The sequence below is a fragment of the Bdellovibrio sp. BCCA genome (assembly GCF_037996825.1).
In the GTDB taxonomy this organism is placed as follows: domain Bacteria; phylum Bdellovibrionota; class Bdellovibrionia; order Bdellovibrionales; family Bdellovibrionaceae; genus Bdellovibrio.
This window is the reverse complement of record NZ_JBBNAC010000001.1, coordinates 2,921,151-2,942,304: the sequence shown is the minus strand read 5'-3', so window position 1 is coordinate 2,942,304 and position 21,154 is coordinate 2,921,151. Positions and strand designations below refer to the sequence as shown.

Annotated in this window: 22 protein-coding genes; 14 read left to right on the top strand and 8 right to left on the bottom strand. The window is 44.6% G+C overall.

The genetic code is table 11. From position 1 onward, the window contains the following. The first annotated feature begins 170 nt into the window (after positions 1–170). From AAAA78_RS14280 to AAAA78_RS14240, 9 genes are all read left to right on the top strand, one after another. Entirely contained in the window at positions 171–665 is a 495-nt protein-coding gene (locus tag AAAA78_RS14280) for an NADH-quinone oxidoreductase subunit B (protein WP_295904899.1), read from the top strand. After that, entirely contained in the window at positions 652–2,334 is a 1,683-nt protein-coding gene (gene nuoD, locus AAAA78_RS14275; protein ID WP_340592701.1) for an NADH dehydrogenase (quinone) subunit D, read from the top strand. The genes AAAA78_RS14280 and nuoD overlap by 14 nt, the downstream gene beginning before the upstream one ends. A 56-nt stretch (positions 2,335–2,390) precedes the next feature. Further along, positions 2,391–2,864 carry a complex I 24 kDa subunit family protein gene (locus AAAA78_RS14270; RefSeq protein ID WP_340592700.1) on the top strand — a complete coding sequence of 158 codons (474 nt, stop codon included), beginning with the start codon at positions 2,391–2,393 and terminating at the stop codon, positions 2,862–2,864. Continuing rightward, positions 2,864–4,156 (top strand): NADH-quinone oxidoreductase subunit NuoF, encoded by a 1,293-nt coding sequence (nuoF, locus tag AAAA78_RS14265; protein ID WP_340592698.1) that lies wholly within the window; start codon positions 2,864–2,866, stop codon positions 4,154–4,156. The genes AAAA78_RS14270 and nuoF overlap by 1 nt, the downstream gene beginning before the upstream one ends. Then, positions 4,137–5,717: a 2Fe-2S iron-sulfur cluster-binding protein gene (locus AAAA78_RS14260; RefSeq protein ID WP_340592697.1), complete on the top strand. Its 1,581-nt coding sequence runs from the start codon at positions 4,137–4,139 to the stop codon at positions 5,715–5,717. Before nuoF ends, AAAA78_RS14260 begins: the two co-directional genes overlap by 20 nt. Then, a complete protein-coding gene (locus AAAA78_RS14255) occupies positions 5,714–6,238 on the top strand; it encodes a NuoI/complex I 23 kDa subunit family protein (protein WP_340592696.1) in 525 nt (174 codons plus the stop codon). Before AAAA78_RS14260 ends, AAAA78_RS14255 begins: the two co-directional genes overlap by 4 nt. A gap of 190 nt (positions 6,239–6,428) precedes the next feature. Next, positions 6,429–6,806, top strand: coding sequence for a hypothetical protein (locus AAAA78_RS14250; RefSeq protein WP_340592695.1), 378 nt, complete (start codon positions 6,429–6,431; stop codon positions 6,804–6,806). 11 nt (positions 6,807–6,817) lie between these two features. Then, entirely contained in the window at positions 6,818–7,378 is a 561-nt protein-coding gene (locus AAAA78_RS14245) for a TMEM175 family protein (RefSeq protein ID WP_340592694.1), read from the top strand. 133 nt (positions 7,379–7,511) lie between these two features. Further along, positions 7,512–7,904, top strand: a complete 393-nt coding sequence (locus AAAA78_RS14240; RefSeq protein ID WP_340592693.1) for a hypothetical protein — start codon at positions 7,512–7,514, stop codon at positions 7,902–7,904. Here the strand turns inward: AAAA78_RS14240 and thpR are convergent. Both thpR and AAAA78_RS14230 read right to left on the bottom strand, forming a co-directional pair. Then, on the bottom strand, positions 7,901–8,515 hold the full coding sequence (gene thpR, locus AAAA78_RS14235) for an RNA 2',3'-cyclic phosphodiesterase (protein WP_340592692.1): 615 nt from the start codon (positions 8,513–8,515) through the stop codon (positions 7,901–7,903). The two genes, AAAA78_RS14240 and thpR, sit on opposite strands and share 4 nt — an antisense overlap. A gap of 58 nt (positions 8,516–8,573) precedes the next feature. Next, positions 8,574–9,548: a TerC family protein gene (locus AAAA78_RS14230; protein ID WP_340592691.1), complete on the bottom strand. Its 975-nt coding sequence runs from the start codon at positions 9,546–9,548 to the stop codon at positions 8,574–8,576. Between the two features lie 96 nt (positions 9,549–9,644). On the opposite strand from AAAA78_RS14230, the gene AAAA78_RS14225 reads away from it, so the two are divergent. After that, complete coding sequence (locus AAAA78_RS14225; RefSeq protein ID WP_340592690.1) at positions 9,645–10,547, top strand: LysR family transcriptional regulator; 903 nt, start codon at positions 9,645–9,647, stop codon at positions 10,545–10,547. 18 nt (positions 10,548–10,565) lie between these two features. Here the strand turns inward: AAAA78_RS14225 and AAAA78_RS14220 are convergent, their stop codons facing one another. Both AAAA78_RS14220 and AAAA78_RS14215 read right to left on the bottom strand, forming a co-directional pair. Then, a complete protein-coding gene (locus AAAA78_RS14220) occupies positions 10,566–11,000 on the bottom strand; it encodes a hypothetical protein (protein ID WP_340592689.1) in 435 nt (144 codons plus the stop codon). Further along, entirely contained in the window at positions 10,991–12,070 is a 1,080-nt protein-coding gene (locus tag AAAA78_RS14215; RefSeq protein ID WP_340592688.1) for a hypothetical protein, read from the bottom strand. Before AAAA78_RS14215 ends, AAAA78_RS14220 begins: the two co-directional genes overlap by 10 nt. Positions 12,071–12,332: 262 nt before the next feature. On the opposite strand from AAAA78_RS14215, the gene AAAA78_RS14210 reads away from it, so the two are divergent. Next, the gene (locus AAAA78_RS14210) at positions 12,333–13,550 is read left to right on the top strand and encodes an MFS transporter (RefSeq protein ID WP_340592687.1); all 1,218 of its coding nucleotides are present in this window, start codon (positions 12,333–12,335) and stop codon (positions 13,548–13,550) included. Here AAAA78_RS14210 and AAAA78_RS14205 read toward each other — a convergent pair. Both AAAA78_RS14205 and AAAA78_RS14200 read right to left on the bottom strand, forming a co-directional pair. Beyond that, positions 13,540–14,982 (bottom strand): adenylate/guanylate cyclase domain-containing protein, encoded by a 1,443-nt coding sequence (locus tag AAAA78_RS14205; RefSeq protein WP_340592686.1) that lies wholly within the window; start codon positions 14,980–14,982, stop codon positions 13,540–13,542. The two genes, AAAA78_RS14210 and AAAA78_RS14205, sit on opposite strands and share 11 nt — an antisense overlap. 12 nt (positions 14,983–14,994) lie before the next feature. Next, positions 14,995–16,458 (bottom strand): class I SAM-dependent methyltransferase, encoded by a 1,464-nt coding sequence (locus AAAA78_RS14200; protein WP_340592685.1) that lies wholly within the window; start codon positions 16,456–16,458, stop codon positions 14,995–14,997. Positions 16,459–16,658: 200 nt separating this feature from the next. Between AAAA78_RS14200 and AAAA78_RS14195 the strand changes: the two genes are divergently transcribed. Further along, positions 16,659–18,191, top strand: coding sequence for a YiiX/YebB-like N1pC/P60 family cysteine hydrolase (locus AAAA78_RS14195; RefSeq protein WP_340592684.1), 1,533 nt, complete (start codon positions 16,659–16,661; stop codon positions 18,189–18,191). Positions 18,192–18,267: 76 nt separating this feature from the next. Here the strand turns inward: AAAA78_RS14195 and AAAA78_RS14190 are convergent, their stop codons facing one another. Both AAAA78_RS14190 and AAAA78_RS14185 read right to left on the bottom strand, forming a co-directional pair. Further along, positions 18,268–19,374 (bottom strand): fatty acid desaturase, encoded by a 1,107-nt coding sequence (locus AAAA78_RS14190; protein ID WP_340592683.1) that lies wholly within the window; start codon positions 19,372–19,374, stop codon positions 18,268–18,270. A 48-nt stretch (positions 19,375–19,422) separates the two neighbouring features. Beyond that, entirely contained in the window at positions 19,423–20,043 is a 621-nt protein-coding gene (locus tag AAAA78_RS14185) for a hypothetical protein (RefSeq protein WP_340592682.1), read from the bottom strand. A gap of 124 nt (positions 20,044–20,167) precedes the next feature. Between AAAA78_RS14185 and AAAA78_RS14180 the strand changes: the two genes are divergently transcribed. Both AAAA78_RS14180 and AAAA78_RS14175 read left to right on the top strand, forming a co-directional pair. Then, entirely contained in the window at positions 20,168–20,932 is a 765-nt protein-coding gene (locus AAAA78_RS14180) for a hypothetical protein (protein ID WP_340592681.1), read from the top strand. After that, positions 20,917–21,153: a hypothetical protein gene (locus AAAA78_RS14175; RefSeq protein WP_340592680.1), complete on the top strand. Its 237-nt coding sequence runs from the start codon at positions 20,917–20,919 to the stop codon at positions 21,151–21,153. Before AAAA78_RS14180 ends, AAAA78_RS14175 begins: the two co-directional genes overlap by 16 nt. Position 21,154: the final 1 nt, after the last annotated feature.

Here is a 21,154-nt window from a genome sequence, read left to right as displayed (position 1 = left end):
AGAAAATGGGGGAGCGTCCTATAATACATATCTAGTTGTCAGGACTACGGAAAATCAGTAATTACTTAATGATAGCTAAATGAAATTACAGAGGTGTTTTTATGCACAAAGATCAAGTGCAGGGTTCTGTGTCTCATCAAGGGGCCAGTGGAACTCAAGCCATAGATGACATGTCACGAGATGTTGCCTTCACATCAAGGCTCGATGCTTTGGTTGCGTGGGGACGAAAAAATTCTTTGTGGCCAATGCCTTACGGTACTGCTTGTTGCGGTATTGAATTCATGTCGGTGATGGGACCGAAGTACGACCTTGCACGTTTCGGTGCAGAGGTGGCGCGCTTCTCTCCTCGTCAGGCGGACTTGTTGGTTGTTGCAGGAACAATCACTGAAAAGATGGCTCCTGTTATCACTCGTATCTACCAACAAATGCTCGAGCCAAAATATGTGATCTCGATGGGTGCATGTGCAAGCTCTGGCGGATTCTATCGCGCTTATCACGTTCTTCAAGGCGTTGATAAGGTGATCCCTGTTGACGTTTATATTCCTGGTTGCCCTCCAACACCTGAAGCGGTGATGGATGGAATCATGGCTTTGCAACGTATGATTGCAACTCATCAACCTCGTCCTTGGAAGGACAACTGGAAGAGCCCTTATGAACAAGCTTGAGACTTTAAAACAAAACCTCGCGGGTAAATTCAATATCGGGAATTACAAATTCACTCACGCTGTGGGCGATGACGTTCTTGAAGTTCCAAAAGAAGACGTGCCTGCATTGCTAAAGCACTTCCGTGAAAGCGGACAGTTTGATTTCTTGATGGACGTTTGCGGTGTGGATTATCCAAACCGCGAAAAACGTTTTGACGTCGTTTATCACCTTTTCTCTTCAAAAGACGCTTCACGTTTGCGCGTGAAAGCTCAAGTGGGTGAGAACGAGTCCATCGGAACGGCGATCCCGGCTTACCGTGGTGCTGATTGGTTTGAGCGCGAAGCTTACGACATGTTCGGAATGAAATTCGACGGTCACATGAATCTTCGCCGTATCTTGACTCATCACCAATTCGTGGGACATCCGCTTCGTAAAGATTACGATGCGAATCTTCAACAACCTTGCACGAACTCTTTGCCGATTCATTTCAACAACGAACCGGGTTCTCCTGGTGATGTGTTGAATGATAAGTATGTTCCATTGAACATCGGTCCTGCGCATACAGCGATGCACGGAACTCTTCGTGTGATGGCAGAGATGGACGGCGAAACCATCGTTCGTTGCAACAACGAGATCGGTTATCTTCACCGCTGCTTTGAAAAAATGGCGGAGACTCATCCCTACAATCAAGTTATCCCTTACACAGACCGTTTGAACTACTGCTCAGCTCCGATGAACAACATTGGTTACTGTAAAGCGGTGGAGCGTTTGTTGGGTGTCGAAATCCCACCAAAAGCCCAAGCGATGCGCGTGATCCTGGCGGAACTTTCTCGTATCATCGACCACACGATTGCTATCGGTACTGGCGCGATGGACTTGGGAGCTTTGACTTCCTTCTTCTACATGTTCGGTCTTCGTGAACAAGTTTACGGTTTGTTCGAAAAACTTTGCGGAGCTCGTTTGACTGTATCTATGACTCGCGTCGGTGGTATGGCTCAAGACGCGCCTGAAGGTTGGTTCGACGAAGTTCTGGCTCTTTGCAAAGAAATTCGCAAAGGCACAGACGAAATGGCGAGCATGGTTGTCGACAATAAAATCTTCATCCAACGTACTCGTGGTATCTGTCCGGTTTCTGCGGCGGATGCGATTCAATGGGGTTATACAGGTCCCATGCTTCGTGCAACGGGCGTGAACTTGGATTTGCGTAAAGCGCAACCATACTATGGTTACGACTCTTTGGATTTCGACATCCCAGTAGGAACTTCCGGAGACATCTACGATCGTTACTTGGTTCGTTTCGAAGAAATGCGCCAATCTGTTCGTATCATTGAGCAAGTTGCGAAAAACGTTCCTGGTGGCGATTACACAATCCGCGACAAAGGCATCGTTCTTCCAGAGAAAAAAGACGTTTACGGAAACATCGAAGGTTTGATGAATCACTTCATGTTGATCATCAAGGGTCTTCGTCCTCCAGTGGGCGAAGTTTACGATGCGACAGAAGTGGCTAACGGTGAGTTGGGCTTCTATCTTGTGTCTGACGGCTCTGCGAATCCATACCGTTTGAAAGTTCGTCCACCATGCTTCGCGATCTACCAGTCTTTCCCGACTGTGGTTAAAGGCGCGATGCTTGCGGATGCGATTGCGACGGTAGCATCTATGAACCTTATCGCTGGCGAGCTGGACCGGTAGGTCACAGAGTGGAGCGGCCTCGGGCCGCGCAACTGGAGTAGTACTAAAGGAAAGATATGTTTAAACTAAGTGATCAAGGCTTGGCCGAAGTAAAAAAAGAACTCAATCGCTACGAAGCGAAAGATTCTGCGATCATTCCAAGCTTGTATATTGCGCAAAAAGAAAACAACGGATTCATCACTCCGGATATCATCCGTCACTTGTCTCAGGTGATGGATATTCCTGAAGCTCGTATCAACGAAGTTTTCAAATTCTATACAATGTTCAACCAAAAGCCTGTGGGTAAATACCACGTTCAAGTGTGCACGAATATTTCCTGTGCTCTTGAAGGCGGTCGTGAGATGGCGAAGCACATCTGCCACGAGTTGGGCGTGAAATTTGACGAAGTGACTTCAGATGGTCGTTTCACAGTTTCTAAAGTGGAGTGCTTGGGTTCTTGCGGAACCGCTCCAATGATGCAAGTGAACGACACTTATCATGAGAAACTCACTCCAGAGACAGCGATGAATCTGCTAAGAGGTATGAAATAATGGCTGAAGTAAAAATACTTACAGAATTCTATCACTTGCCTGAGTATCAAACTTTGGCTGGTTACAAAGCTAAAGGCGGTTATGAAACTTTGCCGAAAGCTTTGAAAATGCAACCTCAGCAAATCATCGACGAAGTGAAGGCTTCAGGTCTTCGCGGTCGTGGTGGCGCGGGTTTCCCAACGGGAATGAAATGGGGATTCTTGCCGAAAAACGGTGAGCCTCGTTACCTTCTTTGCAACGCCGATGAAGGGGAGCCTGGAACATTTAAAGACCGTATGATGATGGAGCGCGCTCCTCATCAATTGATCGAAGGTATGATTATTTCTGCTTTCGCGATCGGTTCTAATAAAGGTTATATCTACGTTCGTGGTGAATACGTTTACCCGATTGAATGCTTGTATAAAGCTATCAAAGAAGCGTATGCAGCGGGCCTTCTTGGTAAAAACATTTTGGGTTCAGGTTTTGACTTTGATCTTGATGTTTACCGTGGCGCCGGCGCTTACATCTGCGGTGAAGAAACTGGAATGATTTCTTCTTTGGAAGGCTTGAAAGGCCAACCAAAATTGAAGCCCCCATTCCCAGCGGTTCAAGGTTACTTGCGTAAACCAACAATCGTAAACAACGTGGAAACTTTGGCGGCTGTGACTTACATCATTAAAGATGGCGCACAGACTTACCGCAAACACGGCACTGAGAAATCTGCGGGAACAAAATTGTTCTCTGTTTCTGGTAACGTGATGAAGCCTGGTAACTACGAAGTTCCACTCGGTTATCCTTTGATGGATTTGATCATGAAAGAGTGCGGAGGCATGAAACCAGGTCGCCGTTTGAAAGCGATCATTCCTGGTGGCTCTTCAGCTCCTGTCTTGACAGCGGAAGAAGTGGCGAAAGCCAATCTGGATTACGAATCATTGGCGGGACTTGGCACAATGTTGGGTTCAGGCGCGGTGATCGTGATGGATGATTCTCAATGTATGGTTGATATGTTGGGAGTTTTGACTCACTTCTACGCTCACGAATCTTGCGGTCAGTGCACTCCTTGCCGTGAAGGTACAGGATGGCTTGATAAGATTCTTCACTCGATCTTGGAAGGCCGTGGCCGTCTTCAAGATATCGATTTGTTGATCAAAGTCGCTGACAACATGAAAGGTAAAACAATCTGCGCTCTTTCAGACGCTGCTGCTTTACCTGTATTGAGCTTTGTAACTAAATTTAGAGATGAATTTGAATTCTACGTTCGTGAAGGACGCTCGAAAGTAAAAGGAACGACATATGCCGAAATGCACCATTAATGGCAAAGAAGTCGAAGTAAAAGAAGGCACGTCGATCATCGAAGCCATGCAACAGTCTGGCGATCGTATCGCTCACTATTGCTGGCATCCAGGATTGTCAGTGGCCGGCGTATGCCGTCTTTGCATGGTGGAGATCGAAGGAAATCCACGCGTTCAAATCGCATGTAACACGATGGTTACTGAAGGTATGAAGATCAACAACACATCCGAGAAAGTTCGCGATGCTGTGAAGTGGGGACTTGATTTCCATTTGATCAACCATCCTTTGGATTGCCCTATCTGTGACCAAGCCGGTGAGTGTGGTCTTCAAGACCAATACATGGAGTACGGTAAGTACGATCCAGAAATGGCTGAACACAAACAAAAGAAACACAAAGTTGTCGATCTAGGACCTACAGTGGTTTTGGATTCTGAAAGATGTATTTTGTGCTCTCGCTGTGTTCGTTTCACAGAGGAAGTTTCTAAAACTAATGAACTAGGTCTTTTCAACCGTGGTGACCGTACTGAAATCGGTACGCACGACGGCATGCCTTTGGATAACAAATATTCACTGAACACCGTGGATATCTGCCCAGTAGGTGCTTTGACTTCCAAAGACTTCCGTTTCCGTCAGCGCGTTTGGTATCTCAAAGATGCTGAAACTATTTGTAACGGCTGCTCTACGGGTTGCAACGTGAAAGTATACTACAACAAGGAAGGTTTCTTCCGTGTGAAGCCTGTATACAACGAAAAAGTAAACGGTTACTGGATGTGCGATGAAGGTCGTGACATCTATAAGTTTGTGAACCGTGAACACCGCCTGTTGAAAGCGCAAGTTCGCAATGCTTCCGGCTGGACAGAAATGACAGCAGGGGCGGCGGCGAAAAATGCTTCTGAAGTTTTGAAAAACACTTCAGGTGATTCATTGGCTTTGGTTTTGACGGCGCAATACACAGTTGAAGAATTCGACGCGATTGTTTCTACATTCGTAAATGAATTTAAAACTAAAAAAGTATTCTTCTGGATCAACAACAAAGAAACTTTCGACAGCTTCGACGGTCTTCTTCTTCGCGGAGATAAAAACCCGAATACGAAAGGCTTGTTGAAAGTTCTTGAGAAGCACGGAATCACAGCGACTTGGGCGGATTTGTCTCAAGGTATCGCAAGTGGTTCTATCAAGACTGTTGTTGTTGCGGGCCCAGAAAACCAAGTGGTTTTCCCTGACTTCGCAGAGCGCGTGAAAGAGCTTTCTAAAGCTCACAACTTGATCTGGTTGCAAGCGGGTAAAAACGATGCGTTGATGGCTTTGGCTGGCAACGTATGGTTGATCCCAACAAAAACTTTCGTTGAAAAAGACGGAACTTTCATCAACCAAGCGGGTCTTGAACAAAAATTCAAGAAGGTAACAACAGTGGTTTCTGAGGCGTTGACGTTGACAGAAGCAGCATTGTTGCTTGCAGGTAAAAACTTGGCGATTCCAACAACAGCGCAACCGTTCATGCCGACAAATCAGCGTGCGGACCAAGTTGAATTGGAAGCTCGTAAGAAGAATGAATTTGTATTTAGAAGAGGTAGCCTATGAGCGTAATGCAAAACAACTCCGAAAAGTCGAAGTGGTATTTGCCAGGGGTGCTGGGTGGTCTTTCGATCACAATGAAGCACTTGCTGAAGAACCTCTTTAATCAAAAGAAGATGATGACTTTGAACTACCCAGAGGAGAAGTATGAATACTCTCCTCGCTTCAAAGGAAATCACGTTCTGACTGTTAAAAAAGACGGTTCTCTTCGTTGCACAGCTTGTATGTTGTGCGCGACAAACTGCCCGGCAGAATGTATCAAAATCACAGCGGCAGAACATAATGATCCAAGCGTTGAAAAATATCCGATCAGCTACGAGATCGATATCCTTCGCTGCGTATTCTGCGGTTTCTGCGAAGAAGCCTGCCCAGTAGACGCAATCCGCTTGGGACCTGAATGGCAAACACCTGCTGTGAACGGTGCTAACTTCATCTACGACATCAACTACTTGGCATACCGTCCAAACCTAAAAGGCGGCATCCAAACTCACGTCGACGACGAAGAAAGAAACAAAGCCGGCATCTAGGTGCCTCTGCGGCACCCTCCACAGGAGGGCCCACCGCAGTTTTTCTGGCAATACTGCATTAAAACCCTGGCTTCGGCCGGGGTTTTTCTTTTTAAAAAGTGCCTGCTTCTTTTTTGCACTACGCTGCGACAAATATTTTTTAGTTTGCTCACCTTAGTGTCCTCTTTCAGACTTTATAGAGAGGAACATCGTGGCTGGTAACAACAAAAGATATCTGGGATTAACGAAGAAAACGTGGGGAGCTATTTTTTCTGCGGCTTCATTCTTTTTAACGTACGCGGCCGCGCTTGCGACAAAATTGCTTTTTTGCGCGGAACTCACTCATATCAGTTTTTATTATTTCTTCTTTCCCGGTCTTTTGATGTTGGCATGGGACACACGAAAAAAGATGTTGGACGTTTCTGATACTCAAAAACAGAAAGCCACTTTACTTGTTAAGGTGTTTGCGGTCATTGTGATGGTGTTGCTCGTGGTTGGCTTCATATTGAGTCATTACGACTATGTTCCAATCCCGCAGTTTAAAGAATTTATCGACCAGTTAGCTGTCGTTCAATGTAAGGGAAAATAACAGGAGACTTGATGACCAAGGGAAGACTTGAAGCATTTAGCGACGGAGTTTTAGCAATCATTATCACCATTATGGTGTTGGAGTTAAAGGTTCCGCATGAGGGATCTCTGGAGGCTCTTCGCCCACTGGTTCCGGTCTTTTGCAGTTATGTCTTAAGTTTTATTTACGTCGGTATTTATTGGAACAATCATCACAACATGTTTCATTCAATTCAACACGTGAATGGAAAAGTGTTGTGGGCTAATTTGCATTTGCTCTTCTGGTTGTCGCTGATTCCTGTGGTCACAGCTTGGATGGGTGAGCATCCCCAAAAAAATTGGCCGGTGGCAATGTATGGCGCTGTTTTGTTCTTTGCGGGAATTGCCTATTATATTTTGACTCGAGCTTTACTTAGCACGGGGAAAAACACGGAATTTGCCAAAGCACTGGGAACAGACTTCAAAGGAAAAATCTCCGTCGTCATTTACGCTATTGCCATTGCTCTCTCATTTTGGATGCACTGGGTTTCATACGCGCTCTACATCGCCGTGGCCTGTCTCTGGTTCATCCCCGACAAACGCTTCGAACACTAAAAGGTGCCTGCTTCTTTTTTCTGGCTACAGAGCATTAAAGAGAGCCTTTTGGCTCTCTTTTTGTTTTCGACAAAGATATTTTAGTTGCTCACGCAAAAGTCCTCTTCCAGACTTTAGATATAGGAGGACTTTTATGAAAAAGCTCATCGTTATGATGTCTTTGCTTTTGGCTCCCATCGTGTCTTTGGCGGCAGGTGAGGTGCAAACATTTGCATTGCAAACTCAAGCACAAGATCAATATTACAACTACAGCTTTGGATCTATTTTCCAAAACTCGCGCGCTTTTGCTGATTTCACATTAACGGCAAACGGTCCTGATGCGACAGTGATCCGTCGTATTGTAATTCGCGGATTCGCTTACGATGCGACTTCAAATTGCCCTGAAGTTTTGATGCCGGGTCAAACGTGCACAACGCGCGTATTTTACTGGCCGACAACTCAAGGCCCTCATTGGGGAGAGCTTGCTTTCGTTTTGAACGACAGCAATATCTATATCCGTCTTTTTGGAAACACATTTCCTCGTTAGTAAAACAAAGAAGGGGAGGCTTCTTCAACGGCCTCTTCTTCTCCTGTCAAAGGGCAGCGAAGCACGGGTGTATAAACTGGAAACGCTCCCTGCAGATTTGATTCATACAAAACAATTTCATTCACATGGATCTTGCCGAAGCTTTTACGCTTAAACGGTGAAATCATATCTTTCACACTGCGCGGATTGCGAAGTCGTCCGATCGTAAGATGCGGAGAAAAAGCTCTTTCGTCAGGCTTCGTCAGAATTTGTTTTTCTAAAAGAGCTTGATCTAAGATTTCTTTAAACTCAGCGAGATATCTTTTCTTTTGAACTCCGAGCCAAATCACCCGCGCATCGTGTTCATTGGAGAATGCACCCATATCTTCGATCTTTAAATCAAACGGAGTAAACTGAGTGCAGACCGTTTGCAGTGTTTCGGCAATCAAGGGGAGTTCTTCTTCGGGCCGATCTCCTAAAAAGCTCACCGTGATATGGAAATTATCAATCGGCACCCACTTCACAGAGATTTCTCTGCGATCGGCATTGATCTTCAATTTTTTGAAGGTGGGAGGAAAGGTCTCGGCCAAAGGATCTGTGGCATTGAGAGCGAAGAAGAGTCTTTTATTCATAAAAAAGCCCCCTATAAAGATATTGTCTCTTTATGGAGGGCCTTTGTCATGACTTAATTTACGCTTTTTTGGGTTTAATAAGCAATGAGGCCACAATAGAGCCGCCTATGAAGAAAGCAATCACGGCGAGCGACACACCAATCGGGAAATGGCCGTCAAAAAGTTTATTCAACCAAACCATCTTAAGACCTACAAAAACAAGAACCGCAGCTAGACCATACTTCAAGAGATGGAATTTATCGACCACACCTGCAAGCAGGAAGTACAAAGATCTTAAACCAAGAATCGCAAAGATGTTTGAAGTGAACACGAGCAGAGGTTCATTCGTGATCGCAAAGATTGCAGGTACTGAATCCACCGCAAAAATCACGTCTGTAAATTCCAGGAAAACCAACGCCACAAAAAGAGGAGTCGCATATTTCAAACCATTTTCTTTAATAAAGAAATGATCCTCATGCATACGATCCGCGACACGAATATGCCGCTTCATAAACCGGATGATCCAGTTTTGCGACGGGTCTACTTCTTTGTCAGGTTGGAACATCATCTTGATACCAGTGATAATCAAGAACGCGCCGAAGATAATAACGACCGCTTGATATTGCATCAGCAAAGATCCCAGAGCGATAAAGATCGCGCGGAAAATCAAAGCACCGATGATTCCGTAAAATAAAACACGATGTTGGTATTTTGCAGGAACACCGAAGAATCCAAAGACGACAACGAAGACAAAGATGTTGTCAATCGAGAGAGATTTTTCAATGACATATCCGGTGAGGAACTGCAGCGAAACATTTTTAGCGACTTCGGCATCACCAAACTTGTGAAGGGAATAATAATAAAGACCTGCGTTAAATAACAGGGCGAGTGAAACCCATACGATAGACCACAACGTGGCTTCTTTAAAGCCTACAGTATGGGAGTGTTTGTGAAATACACCCAGGTCGAGGGCCAGCATTGCAATGACAAATGCTATGAAGCCTAAATAAAACCACCAATAATCGACAAACGGGAACAAAAGAGTCTGTGTCACGAAGAAACCTCCAAGACCCAGAGTATAAGCGCTTCCTCAATTTTTAAAAAATCGATAATCTTTAACAAGTTATTTGTTTTTAACGAAGAGGTCCGAATGCCTGTTAAAGTGGAAAATCAAATGCAGTGGCTTAACTATCATCACCTGCATTATTTTTATACCATAGCCAAAGAGGGCAGTATTGCCAAAGCGGCAGAGAAATTGAAAATCGGTCAACCCACATTGAGCACGCAGTTAAAACAACTGGAAGAGTCATTAGGCAAAAATCTTTTTGAAAGACGCAAGCAAAGACTGCACTTAAGCGAAGCCGGCAAGGTGGCTTATCAATACGCTGATCAAGTTTTTCAATTAGGATCTGAAATGGTGGAGGTCCTGCAAGATCGTCTGCAAAACAACCGTGTGCATGTGCAGATCGGAGCTTTGGACAGTGTCCCTAAGCACATCATTCTGGAAGTCATTCTTCAGGCTTACCAGCAGGGGAACTGCAATGTCTCTGTCCTTGAAGGGGCGGGTGGGGATTTATTGCGCGAGTTGGGTGCGCATCAAATCGACCTTCTTCTTTCCAACTATCCGCCAAACGTGGATTTTAAAACGGTGTATGCAAAATCCATTGCGAAATTAGATGTGGTGGTGTGTGCTTCTCCGAAATACAAACACTTGCGCAAAGATTTTCCGCATTCACTTGAAGGGCAGCCTTTTGTTTTTCCGACGGTCCACAGTAAATTACGTCGAGATCTCGATCATTATTTCTTAGTGAATGATATTCGTGTGGATAGAATCGCTGAGACTCAAGATACAAGCTTGCAAAAGCTTTTAGGCGCGGAAGGGGTCGGACTTATTCCCATTGCGGAGGTCGCAGCGTCGGATTTATTGAAAGAAAAAAAGCTCGTGGTTTTAGGGACTCTCAAAGGAGTCTATGAAGAGATCTGGTTGATGGCGGCAGATAGAAAGATTGATAATCCGATTGCCGCAAAACTGATGAAGGGCTTTTCTCTTTAAGCCCTTCAATATTAAAATCTATTTTTGCCAAACGCAGTTTACCTCAGCCCCGTCCACTTGATGACGGATTTGAATTTCGTTTGGAGTGATAACAGCGGCTGAAACTGTTTTAGAGCGCAATGTCCCTTTGCAATACTCTTCATTGATACGAACCAACAAAGTGTCGTTGCTGCGGTTTTGCACGCGGTTTTGTTCTCTGAACTCACAATCAGGATCGATGTCGGATTCGATATTGTGGATTGAATTTCCTACTTCGAAATCATAAAGGCCACCGATGGACAAACGCTTTGCCTGCAAATCACTTTCAGAAATCGAAAGACTTCTGCACAGAGCCTTCTCTCCCGAAGTCAGTTGGTATTTTCCCGCTTCCAAGAAAGCGGCTTTTTGCGCGTGAGCTGAAAAACTAAGGAACGTTAAAGCGACTGCTAAAGTAGTTCTGATATTTAGAAACATAAGCTTAGTCTCCTCATGTGTGGCATCAATTGAGTGTTACCGCGACGAACTGGTCCCCAATAACTCATCGAATTGACTCCGGCCGTTCTTCCTTTAGATAACTGTGTTTGCATCATAATGTCGATAGAGCATCGTGCCTGGCCTTCGGCTGTTCCGATGTTGCTGCAAGCAGCTCCGCGCCATGCGCGCACGTTGCGGTCTCTTTCAAGAGCCCACATGCCGTAACCTTCGCGAGGATTCAAGACACGCAAGTTGCCGGCTTTGTCTCTGTAAGTCGTGCCATGTTTCTGTGTTAGGTTGCAACTGGATTCTTCTTTTGCCAAGGCTGTCCAGAACCAAGTCCAAGCGTGAAGTTTTTGTGACTTAGAAAGAGTATTGAACTTCGGGCAGAAACTTCCTAGGGCATTATTCGCTGTGAAGTAACCTGCGTATTTAGACTCAGCCATGATAGAAAAAACACTTTGTCCTTGAGGACCGAGTTCGCCTTCGGCATTCATCAAATTAGAACATGCTTTCGACATCCCACGAGTTGTTGGAGGGCGAAGCAGTGAGCGCTGTCCCGCCACCGGAGAAATCGAGCAATTCACACAGGCTGGTTCGCCTGCAGTTTTTAAAGACTTATTAGATTGACCAATCAATTCCACCGCTGTGCGACCCGAATCCGTGCGAGCTTGCGTGTCGCGAGTTGTTTGAACTCCGCGGGCTTTTTCAACAGAAGCCACCGCGCGGGATTTGCCCCAACCTTGAGGAACTGTTTCATAAAGAGCTAAATCAGAATCACTGAGTTTATGGTAGACCCAAAAGACGCTATTGGCATGGTTGCCGTTAAGCACCTTGATACGCAAACCATAATTACCCGAAGGAAGTTTTTTATACTCGAGGATCTCGCCGCGAGTTCCTGCTTGCAAAGTCTCTGCAATATTATTGGAGCTTGCCGTAAACGACGCTGAAGTGCGCCCGTTAAGATAGCTTTCAAGCTCAACGTATTTTTCCTTTCCGGTAAATCCGGCAAGGAGCATCGTGCCTAAAAGACCCGCTACGAATGGTTTGTATATCTTCAAAATCTTCATACCAGGAGGTATTGCAAGGAGCGTTCAAGTTCGAAAAGATCACAAAAGATCAGTGATTATCGAAATTTAACCCGGCGGTGTCTCAAGATGAGATTCTCAAACGGAGAACGATTTCGGAAGAGTGTCACTGGGCTGTCCAAAGTATTTGCATTCATCACAGCGCTTCGTTAGTCTTAGCTGAGGTGTTGCGAAGGCGCCTTGATCCCAAAGAGCTTCTCACTTCGATTTATTTAAAAATCATCTTTAGTAAAACGAGGTTTTTGTGAAGTTCACAAGTTATCAAAAAGCAGTGATTGCCATTCTAACGTTTCTTCAGTTCACGGTTATTTTAGATTTTATGATTTTGTCTCCGTTAGGGGCGGCTTTGATGCCGGCATTGAAAATCAGTCCGACACAGTTTGGGTTGGTGGTTTCGGTGTATGCGGTGAGTGCGGGGATTTCTGGATTTTTAGCGGCGGGGTTTGCCGATCGCTATGACCGAAAAAAATTACTTTTGTTTTTCTATGTCGGATTTATCTTAGGAACTTTATTCTGCGGCTTGGCCCCCAATTTCCATATGCTGCTTGCCGCTCGCATGGTCACAGGACTTTTCGGTGGAGTTTTGGGCGCGATCTGCGGAGCCATCGCTACGGATTTATTTGAATATGAATTGCGCGGTCGCGTGATGGGCTTAATGCAAACAGCGTTTGCTGCGAGCCAAATTTTGGGAATTCCTGCCGGACTTTATTTGTCTAACTTGTGGGGATGGCACGCGCCGTTTCTAATGATTGTTGTCTTTGGATCTGTCGCAGGTGTTTTAATTTGGATGTATCTTAAGCCCGTGGATGGTCACTTGCACTTGCAAGCTGAGCGCAGTCCTTTACGTCATCTGACAGAAACAGTGAAGACACCACAGTATCTTTTGGCTTATGTGACCATGGCTCTTTTGACGACGGGAGGCTTTATGCTGATGCCGTTTTCAAGTGCCTATACGGTGAATAACTTGGGAATCTCGATGGCTCAGCTTCCTATCATTTATTTGATTTCTGGAATCTGTGCGATCGTAATCGGTCCGATGATTGGTAAGGCAAGCGATAATTTTGGAAAGTATAAAGTGTTTATCGTCGGATCTTTGCTGATGATGGTGATGGTTGTTATTTATACGAACCTGGGAATTACACCGTTGCCAATGGTGATTCTAATTAATGCCATTATGTTCTTAGGTGTTTTCTCCCGTATGATTCCAGCACAAACGTTGATGTCGGCGATTCCGTCTCCGGCCAATCGTGGTGCTTTCATGTCGGTGAGTTCTTCCATCCAGTCTGTGTCCGGTGGTATCGCCTCTGTGATTGCGGGTCTGATTGTTGTTGAGGGAGCCAATGGTTCTATCGAGCATTTCGACACCTTGGGATACATTATTGTCGGTGTGATCTGTGTCACATTGTCGATGATGTATATGATTAACAAGAATGTTGCGATGAAAGTCGAAGCTAAGCCGTAGTCGTTTGTAAGTCCGCCAGTTCAAATCCGCACTGGCGGCATTTCATCACAAAAATACCTTGAGCATTGGTATCCAAGTACAAAACAGAGTCTGCACAGTGAGGGCAGTGACTTGTATTGGTTTCTTTTTTAGTATCAGGTGGACGAATCAGTTCAAAAACGAAATGCTGATCGCCTTCAAAACCTTTAATCACACGCTCTCCGATATTTCGGACCTGATAGTTTTCTGCCATCAAACATTGAGCGATGTCGGAATCAATAAGAATTTGATTGGGTTCGGCTAAGTTCGTTAAACGAGAGGCAAAAGGAAGGGGAGCGCCAATCGCCGTGTAAGAACGGAAGAATTTTTTATTTCCATAAAAACCGACATTCGCATAACCCGAAGAAATGCCAATGCGGATTTGCATCTCTTTTTTCCAGTTCATCAAATAGAATTCGCGGTCTTGGTTCAAAGCTTCGCGAACTTCAAGAGCGGCTAAGCACGTGCGCTGAATGAAATCTCCATAGCGGATCGGATCATTCGCAAACGCCAAAATTCCGTCACCTTGGAATTTATCAATCGTGATGTCGTATTTTAAAAAGATCGTAACGACCGTGTCCATGAAGCGCGCCAGAACTAAATCCACTTTGGCTTGATCTAAACGGACAACGCGTTCTGTAGAGCCTACGATGTCGACGAATATTGCGCAAATCTGCGAACGGCGCACACCTTTTTCAATATCGACTCGTCCATCGCGGATGGCTTGAACGACTTGTGGGCTGAACTGTGTGCTTAAAGTATTTAAACGAACGGCTTCTTCTGTTTTCGTGCGGATAACGTTATCGCGATTGGCGATCTCGGCTTTCAATGCCAATCGGCTGTTGATTTCTCGGATGCGCAATTGCTCGTGAAAGAATCGAATCAAAAAACAAATGATGATCGCGCCAACGATAAAGAAAGAATTAAGAACAATCGACCAGATATCTTGAAGATTTTGTGCTCTAGTTAAAACGATCGCGTAATAGGGAAGATAGATCGCTAAAGCTGTACAAAGAAAAAATCCCATAGAAAATGGAATAAAAGACAGTCCGCCGATAGCCACCAGATTTAAACCAGCATAATAACCAGTTCCTACATCGGGAATCATTGCGATCATCACGTTGATTGGTAACGCAACAAGACCCACATAGAGAGCCGAAAATATTTGTGCGCGGCGGGCACTTTGCTCTCTTTTGGATTCGTACTTAGCAAGAAAACAAAGTGGAATGATCGTCAAGCGCAACGCCAGAAAAGGCCATTTGTATTGAGGAACGTAAATGAGATCCGCAATCCAGAAGGCTAAAAAGAGCGGTATGGCCATCCAATTTGCGATGACCCGCAAGACCGATCTAATTTCATCTAGCACTTCCGACTCACGCAACTGAGCCGTCGTGATCTCATTTCCAATAATCAAACGTCAACGTCCTTATTTTTGAATCACAACAAAAAGGTTCACTCCAAGAGGTTCTTTTTCAACCCACACTTTAGAGCCCATGCCTTTAAAGATTCTCAAAAGATCTTCTTCAGATCTGTAAATCAAATGCCAATCAAGAACGAGCTCCATAAATGGAACACACGGATTGTCTTTACTGAAGTTACCGATCACAACGCGACCCCCTGGTTTTACAGAGGCCAACATTTTTTGTGCCGCCATTTGCGCGACAGGTTCTGTGAAATAATCAAAAAGACCCGCAGAGTAGATCAAGTCATAATCTTGTTCAGGGCAGCCGGCCGCAATCACATTGCGAATCGCCATATTATTGAACTTGAATTTAAAACCAGAGCGAACGAAGCGTTCTACAGAGTGAAGCTGTCTTTGCGCGTGCTTTAAAGACTCTTCATCTTGATCCAAGCACGTGAACTCAGCGGGGCGGCCATAGAACTGGTTTCCATTTTGCAGGAAGATCTGTTGCTCCATCGCAGGACCGCTGGCTACAGAAAGAATTTTTAAAGGTTGTTTCGCAGGAGTGTCATTGAAAAGTTGTGTGATCTTTTCAAAAAGGTACTGACCTCGGTTTTTAACTGCGGCCCCAGCAGGCTCGTCGATAAAATACTTGTGCATGCATTGGTCGAACAATGTTTTACCCACAAGCTCATCACGATATAGGTGATTCATCATCTCGTAATCACCCGCATAACCACGAGGCTTGTAATAAGCACGGCTTGCAAACGGAGCACCATAAACCAGGTGACCGATTTGTTCACGAGCAAACTGAGTCGCCCATTTCAATTGGTCCGGAGTAAAGTTTTTAATAAGCTGTGGCACTTGAGAGTACTTCGCAGGAATGCACTGGCCCAGATATTCTGCGACAGTATCGGCAATCGTCAGACGATAATCTTGCGCTTCTTTCCAGTTATCAACGGGAGTCTCCGCTTCGAGCTTATCAATTTTCGTTTTTAGTTTTTCAAGCCAATCCTTCATTTCGTAAACGAAGGTTTTAAATTCAGCAGGAAGTTGTGCAAGGTCGCGAGCATATTGCGTTTGTTCGGCAATCACTTCTGAAGAGACTTCCAAAGCTTTGATGCGGTCGACTTTCAATGGTTCACCCAAAACTTCAAAGCCGACAATCATTTCGCCTGTAGCAGATTTCGCATGATCTTCTGCTCGCGCCCAACGAAGGCCCACATTTTGAGTTTGAATATTTTTATAAAGAACGTTGGCTTCAATGTGCGGATTTTTTTCAAACCAAGCTTTCAAATCTTGAAACTCTGTGGCTGAAACCAGAACCGCGCAACCAAAAGAACTGATGTTAAGCATTTCAAGTTGGCGACCGTTGAAATCAAGGAAGCAGGAACCGGGCTCTAGAGCTGTGCGGTCTTGACGAATCACTTTCTTGCGATTGTGTTCATCAATATGGAAAAATTCTTGCTTCATAGCTGCATCACTCATGCTGTCTCCTCAACGTTGTCGAACTCTTGTTAGAAAAATAAGCACTTCTCTTATCGTACTCTTGGCGGATGAAGTTGATGGACTTAGGTAGAGTGAGCGTCTTCTTTCTGTAAACATTTTTTACGCGGAACACACCTAAGTCGAGTTACAGAATTCCGAGGAATATCCGAATAGTGACTGAATTATTTAAGGAGATTTGCATGAAGAAAAAGATTCTTCTTTATGGTTTTGCAGCTTTGACGATGGCTGGTTGCAAAAGTCAGCCCACGCATCCTGAGATCGGAACGTATCGTAATCCTGCAAACACTCAGGAACTTATTAGCGGAAGCCAAAAGGTTTTAAATGATATTTCAAACCCGCAGATCTTCAATCCTGCGACCTGCGCAAAGTTCGTGAATCAAGTGACGGATTATCTTTATTATCTACCGGCTGACCACTTTATTCCAAAAACACCGCAAGAGGTCGAGGCTTTAAAAACTCACGGCTCTGAGGTGATGGATACGATTTTCCAAATCCGCGTGGTCTTGCATGACAAACTTCGTGAGTTTGATTCTCGCAACGAGCTTTCTAAAGACTGTATTCAAAAGATCCGTGAAGGATTTCAGTATGCGCGTTTTTCTGAAGAGTATCTTTTAGAGTGGCTCTTTAGAAACAAGGTTTATGATTTCAAAGCAACACCGATCATGGCGAATTCAAGACCGAACACGTGGACAAATCCAAGATATGCCGGTTTTGAACTTAAGAGCGGTGACGTAATGCTTGTCCGTGGAAAATCCCACGTCTCTGCGATGATCGCGCGTATTGGTGACGAGGAGGGAAATTTCTCTCACTTAGCCATCGTGGGTGAAGATAAAGCTGGCAAAAAATACGTCGTTGAAGCTTTGATTCAGTATGGAACAATTGTGACTCCACTTGAAAAATGGAGACAGCAAGAAGATGCCCGTGTGGCTTTGTACCGTCAACCTGATGAAGCGTTGGCAAAAAAAGCGGCACGAAAAATCTATGACAAAGCTCAGGGCGCCTTGGATCAGAAAAAAGGCATCCGCTACGACTTTGCGATGGATGATGACGATTATTCGACGCTCTTCTGTTCAGAGGTCATTCGTTATGCCTATGATATGGCTTCAGACAAAAAGTTCATTATTCCAAAGTATCGCAGCACGGTGACGAAGTTTAAAAACTCCGAATATCCAAAATCTTTGGGTGTAACGAAAACTTCATTGTTTGCTCCTTATGACATTGAAGTGGACCCTCGCTTTGATTTGATCGCGGAACACCGTTTCTATCCGCTTCTTCGTCAAGTGCGCATGCAAGACGCGGTTTTACAGAGCGTCTACTCTTGGATGATCGAAAAGGATTATTCTTTCCACTGGGCGCCTCAGCATTCCGTGAAAGCATATCTTGCAAAATTCGTTCGTCAGTTCGGAATGGTGGCAGACACTCTTCCAAAATATATGCCTATTGATTCAATTAAAACGAATGTGCAGTTTGAAGCAGTCGCGAAAACTCTAGAGAAAAATATCTATGAGAAGGAAGCCGAGTTTTACAAGCAAAAAGGTTATCTGCCGTCCTTCCAGGACATGATGGTTATTAATGAACAATACCGTCGTCAGGATTGTGAGAAGCATTTAGCGGCGAGAAATAAAGTAAGCGAGTCGTATGATGATCGCAACGTTGCGGATCTTTCGAAGTTTCACTACTTCTTCTATAACAAGGCGAATACTTGTAAATAGGCCAGGTGAGCTAATTTAGAAAATAAAAAACCCCACAATTTCTTGTGGGGTTTTTTATTTTTATCTTTTTAAAATCTTAAACAGATCTCAAGCACACTTGCCATTGTTTCATTCCCATTTGGAATTCTAGCTTGGCAATTTCTAGCTCTCGTCTAAGTTCCGCCAACTTGTGATCGTAAGCCTCTTTAAGTTCTTCACGCTTACGAGCAGCATCAAGTTTAAACTGTTCGTAGTCTTCGCGGATTTTCTTCATCTTGTTTTGCGCTTCCAAGATTTTCTCTTTCATCGCAAGCAATTTTTCTTCCGCAAATCCGTGCTTCGTCATTTCAGCAGCTTCCGCCTGAAGACGCGCTTTCAAAATTTCCGCGTTGGAAATCTGACGAAGTTTCGTGGCAAGACCCATCAAGTTCAAAGAGCGAATCACCCATTTAGTTGGATCCCAGTGATACCACTTGATTCCATTGCGGTAGTCGATTTGGAATTTGTGATGGAAGTTGTGGTAGCCTTCTCCGTGAGTCAAAACCGCTACGAACCAAGAGTCGCGGGCAGAGATCTCTTTAGAGTAAGTTTGTTTGCCCAAGGTGTGGCACAAAGAGTTTACGAAGAAAGTGCTTTGTTGAGTCAAAGCGATGCGAAGGCCTCCGCCGATCACAAGACCACCCAACCATGAGCCCATCATCCAACCAATTAAAGTAGGAATAGCGAAACCTGTGATGATCGCCAGTGGCACATAATATTTGTGCTGGAATTTCACCATCCAATCTTTTTCAAGATCAGGAGCTTGGATTTTTTGATCTACAGAATCTTTAAAGAACAGCCAACCCATGTGGGCATACCAGAAACCTTCATTGATGTTGTAAGGATCTTTTTCTCCATCAATGTGCGTGTGGTGGCGGCGATGGTCTGAAGACCATTTCAATGCAGAGCCTTGAAAGCCAGACGCACCAACAAGCAAGAACAAAGCTTTGGCCATGGGATGCGCATCATAACTTTTATGTGAAAAGAGGCGGTGGTATCCCGCTGTGATACTAAGGTTTGTGGCAGCTGCGAAAACAAGTGCGAAAAGAAGAATGCCCCACTGAAAACCATAATAATAAAAATAAATCGGAGTCAGAATCAATGTGACCAGTGGATTGAGGATCAGGAATAAAGCCACAGGCCATTCGATACGTTTTTTTGTCATTAGCACCTCTCACAATAAAGTCTAGCAGAGGTGCTTAGATTTCGACACTTAAATAGAAAAGCCAAGGATAAATTTAGCGTAAGTGCCGCTCATATTGATATCTTGAGTAGGCGCGTTACCAGTCGAGTCCTTTGCATCGTTCCATCGAAAATCGAGGTAACCGATTTCAGCTCCAACAGAGAAGCCAATGAGCTTTAATCCACCTTCTAGACCCACGCTGTAAGATTTCACGGAATCTGCTGAAAAATCAGCTTTCTTCACGCCGCCATCCTCTGCTTTTAATTTCGTTGAATGAGAAATTCCATATGTGAGAATCGGGCCCAAATAAATAAAATTATCAATGGGACGCCAATTGAGAATCAGCGCAGTGCGTGTGTAATCCGCTTTAAAATCAACTCCACCTGAACTTGCCGTGAGGCCCATGTTTTCATAGCGAATTCCCACTCCGGGAATCAAAGGAATTGGCAATGTTAAAATGGCGTCGGCACCAAGTCCATAAGTGGGAACAATGCTGGGTGCAGGTGCGGAACATGTTGGACACAGAGGGCCTAAATCTGCGTTTGTCGCAAGTAAGCCGTAAGAAACACGTGCCTCAAAAAGAGCATGTGCCTGAGAGCTTAACAAAACGCTGACAATTGTGACGGACAAAAGAGAAAGGATCTTTTTCATTCTGAAACTCCTGAAAACGTCTTCCTAGTGTAATGTTCTAGTTCTAGATACACAAATCAGGTCTTAAAATAAGACCTTTGTCGCACTCTCTTTTGTGAGGGAATCTGATAAATTTTTAAGAAGTATGTTCATCGATGTTGTGCGCCCGGAATCCTGGGAAGAATTAAATGATCAAGTGAAGTCTTCCTTAGGATTGGATGCGCGCCTGCGTGTTCGAAGTTTTCAAGGAATCGGTCAGGCCGTTTTTGAAATCGCACAAGGCACCGCGCAATTTATGTCGCACAAAAAATCCATTGGCGTGATCTTAGGACAAACTTCCGTTTTTGAAAGTCTTCTTCCGTACTATTACAAAGAAACTTATGAAGTAAATGCGTTGTCGCATTTAAAACTTACAGACGTAAAAGAATGGGTCGAGAGTCTTAAGAAGGACACCAACTTTGTGTTATTCAGTGAAGATCATCCGGTGACGGGGGAGCTTTATCCTTTTGCCGATGAACTTGATAAGCTTTTAAATGAGAAGCGTATTTTTTCTTTCCGCGTTTCGCATGCTCGACATTTTTATCAGGCAACAGAGATTCGTCCTTACACGGCTCGTCTTTGTTCCTATACGCCTCAGGCCGCTATTGCTGTGTTGGGTGAGAGATTTAGATCTCCTTCTTTGCTGGCGCAAAATATGACGTGGGATAAAGAAGAATTTTTAAAAACAATCATGGATGCACGCTCGGTGCGTTCGCAAAATCCTCCGCTCGTAGAAAAATTCGAAAAAGATATTGCATCTGTGGCTACGCCGTTTTTAAAGCAGGGAGCGCACGTTTGTTTGATCGCGCTGTGTGTGTCTTTGCAGATGCTAGTGCGGAAGCTGTTGCCGAAGTTTTGTTTAAAAAATTAGGTCTTTCTTCTGAACAAGGTTGGCAGAAGCTTTCCAGCACAAACATGTGTCACTGGTCGGTGATTAAAATGTTCCGTCACTGGTGGGAACCAAGTCCATCACAAGAACAGTTGCGTGGAATGTTGATCGTAGGGCCCGAACTTTTGAATACGACAGACTTTGCCAAGCTTTTGGAAACTTCTTATCAAGAAGTCAAAGCTCAGCAAAGTTGGAGTGTTTAAA

Bases quoted from the DNA above. Each gene is read 5' to 3' on its own strand.
- AAAA78_RS14280 (WP_295904899.1), top strand. From the start codon at position 171: ATGTCACGAGATGTTGCCTTCACATCAAGGCTCGATGCTTTGGTTGCG.
- nuoD (WP_340592701.1), top strand. From the start codon at position 652: ATGAACAAGCTTGAGACTTTAAAACAAAACCTCGCGGGTAAATTCAAT.
- AAAA78_RS14270 (WP_340592700.1), top strand. From the start codon at position 2,391: ATGTTTAAACTAAGTGATCAAGGCTTGGCCGAAGTAAAAAAAGAACTC.
- nuoF (WP_340592698.1), top strand. From the start codon at position 2,864: ATGGCTGAAGTAAAAATACTTACAGAATTCTATCACTTGCCTGAGTAT.
- AAAA78_RS14260 (WP_340592697.1), top strand. From the start codon at position 4,137: ATGCCGAAATGCACCATTAATGGCAAAGAAGTCGAAGTAAAAGAAGGC.
- AAAA78_RS14255 (WP_340592696.1), top strand. From the start codon at position 5,714: ATGAGCGTAATGCAAAACAACTCCGAAAAGTCGAAGTGGTATTTGCCA.
- AAAA78_RS14245 (WP_340592694.1), top strand. From the start codon at position 6,818: ATGACCAAGGGAAGACTTGAAGCATTTAGCGACGGAGTTTTAGCAATC.
- AAAA78_RS14240 (WP_340592693.1), top strand. From the start codon at position 7,512: ATGAAAAAGCTCATCGTTATGATGTCTTTGCTTTTGGCTCCCATCGTG.
- thpR (WP_340592692.1), bottom strand. From the start codon at position 8,515: ATGAATAAAAGACTCTTCTTCGCTCTCAATGCCACAGATCCTTTGGCC.
- AAAA78_RS14225 (WP_340592690.1), top strand. From the start codon at position 9,645: ATGCCTGTTAAAGTGGAAAATCAAATGCAGTGGCTTAACTATCATCAC.
- AAAA78_RS14220 (WP_340592689.1), bottom strand. From the start codon at position 11,000: ATGTTTCTAAATATCAGAACTACTTTAGCAGTCGCTTTAACGTTCCTT.
- AAAA78_RS14215 (WP_340592688.1), bottom strand. From the start codon at position 12,070: ATGAAGATTTTGAAGATATACAAACCATTCGTAGCGGGTCTTTTAGGC.
- AAAA78_RS14200 (WP_340592685.1), bottom strand. From the start codon at position 16,458: ATGAGTGATGCAGCTATGAAGCAAGAATTTTTCCATATTGATGAACAC.
- AAAA78_RS14195 (WP_340592684.1), top strand. From the start codon at position 16,659: ATGAAGAAAAAGATTCTTCTTTATGGTTTTGCAGCTTTGACGATGGCT.
- AAAA78_RS14190 (WP_340592683.1), bottom strand. From the start codon at position 19,374: ATGACAAAAAAACGTATCGAATGGCCTGTGGCTTTATTCCTGATCCTC.
- AAAA78_RS14185 (WP_340592682.1), bottom strand. From the start codon at position 20,043: ATGAAAAAGATCCTTTCTCTTTTGTCCGTCACAATTGTCAGCGTTTTG.
- AAAA78_RS14180 (WP_340592681.1), top strand. From the start codon at position 20,168: ATGTTCATCGATGTTGTGCGCCCGGAATCCTGGGAAGAATTAAATGAT.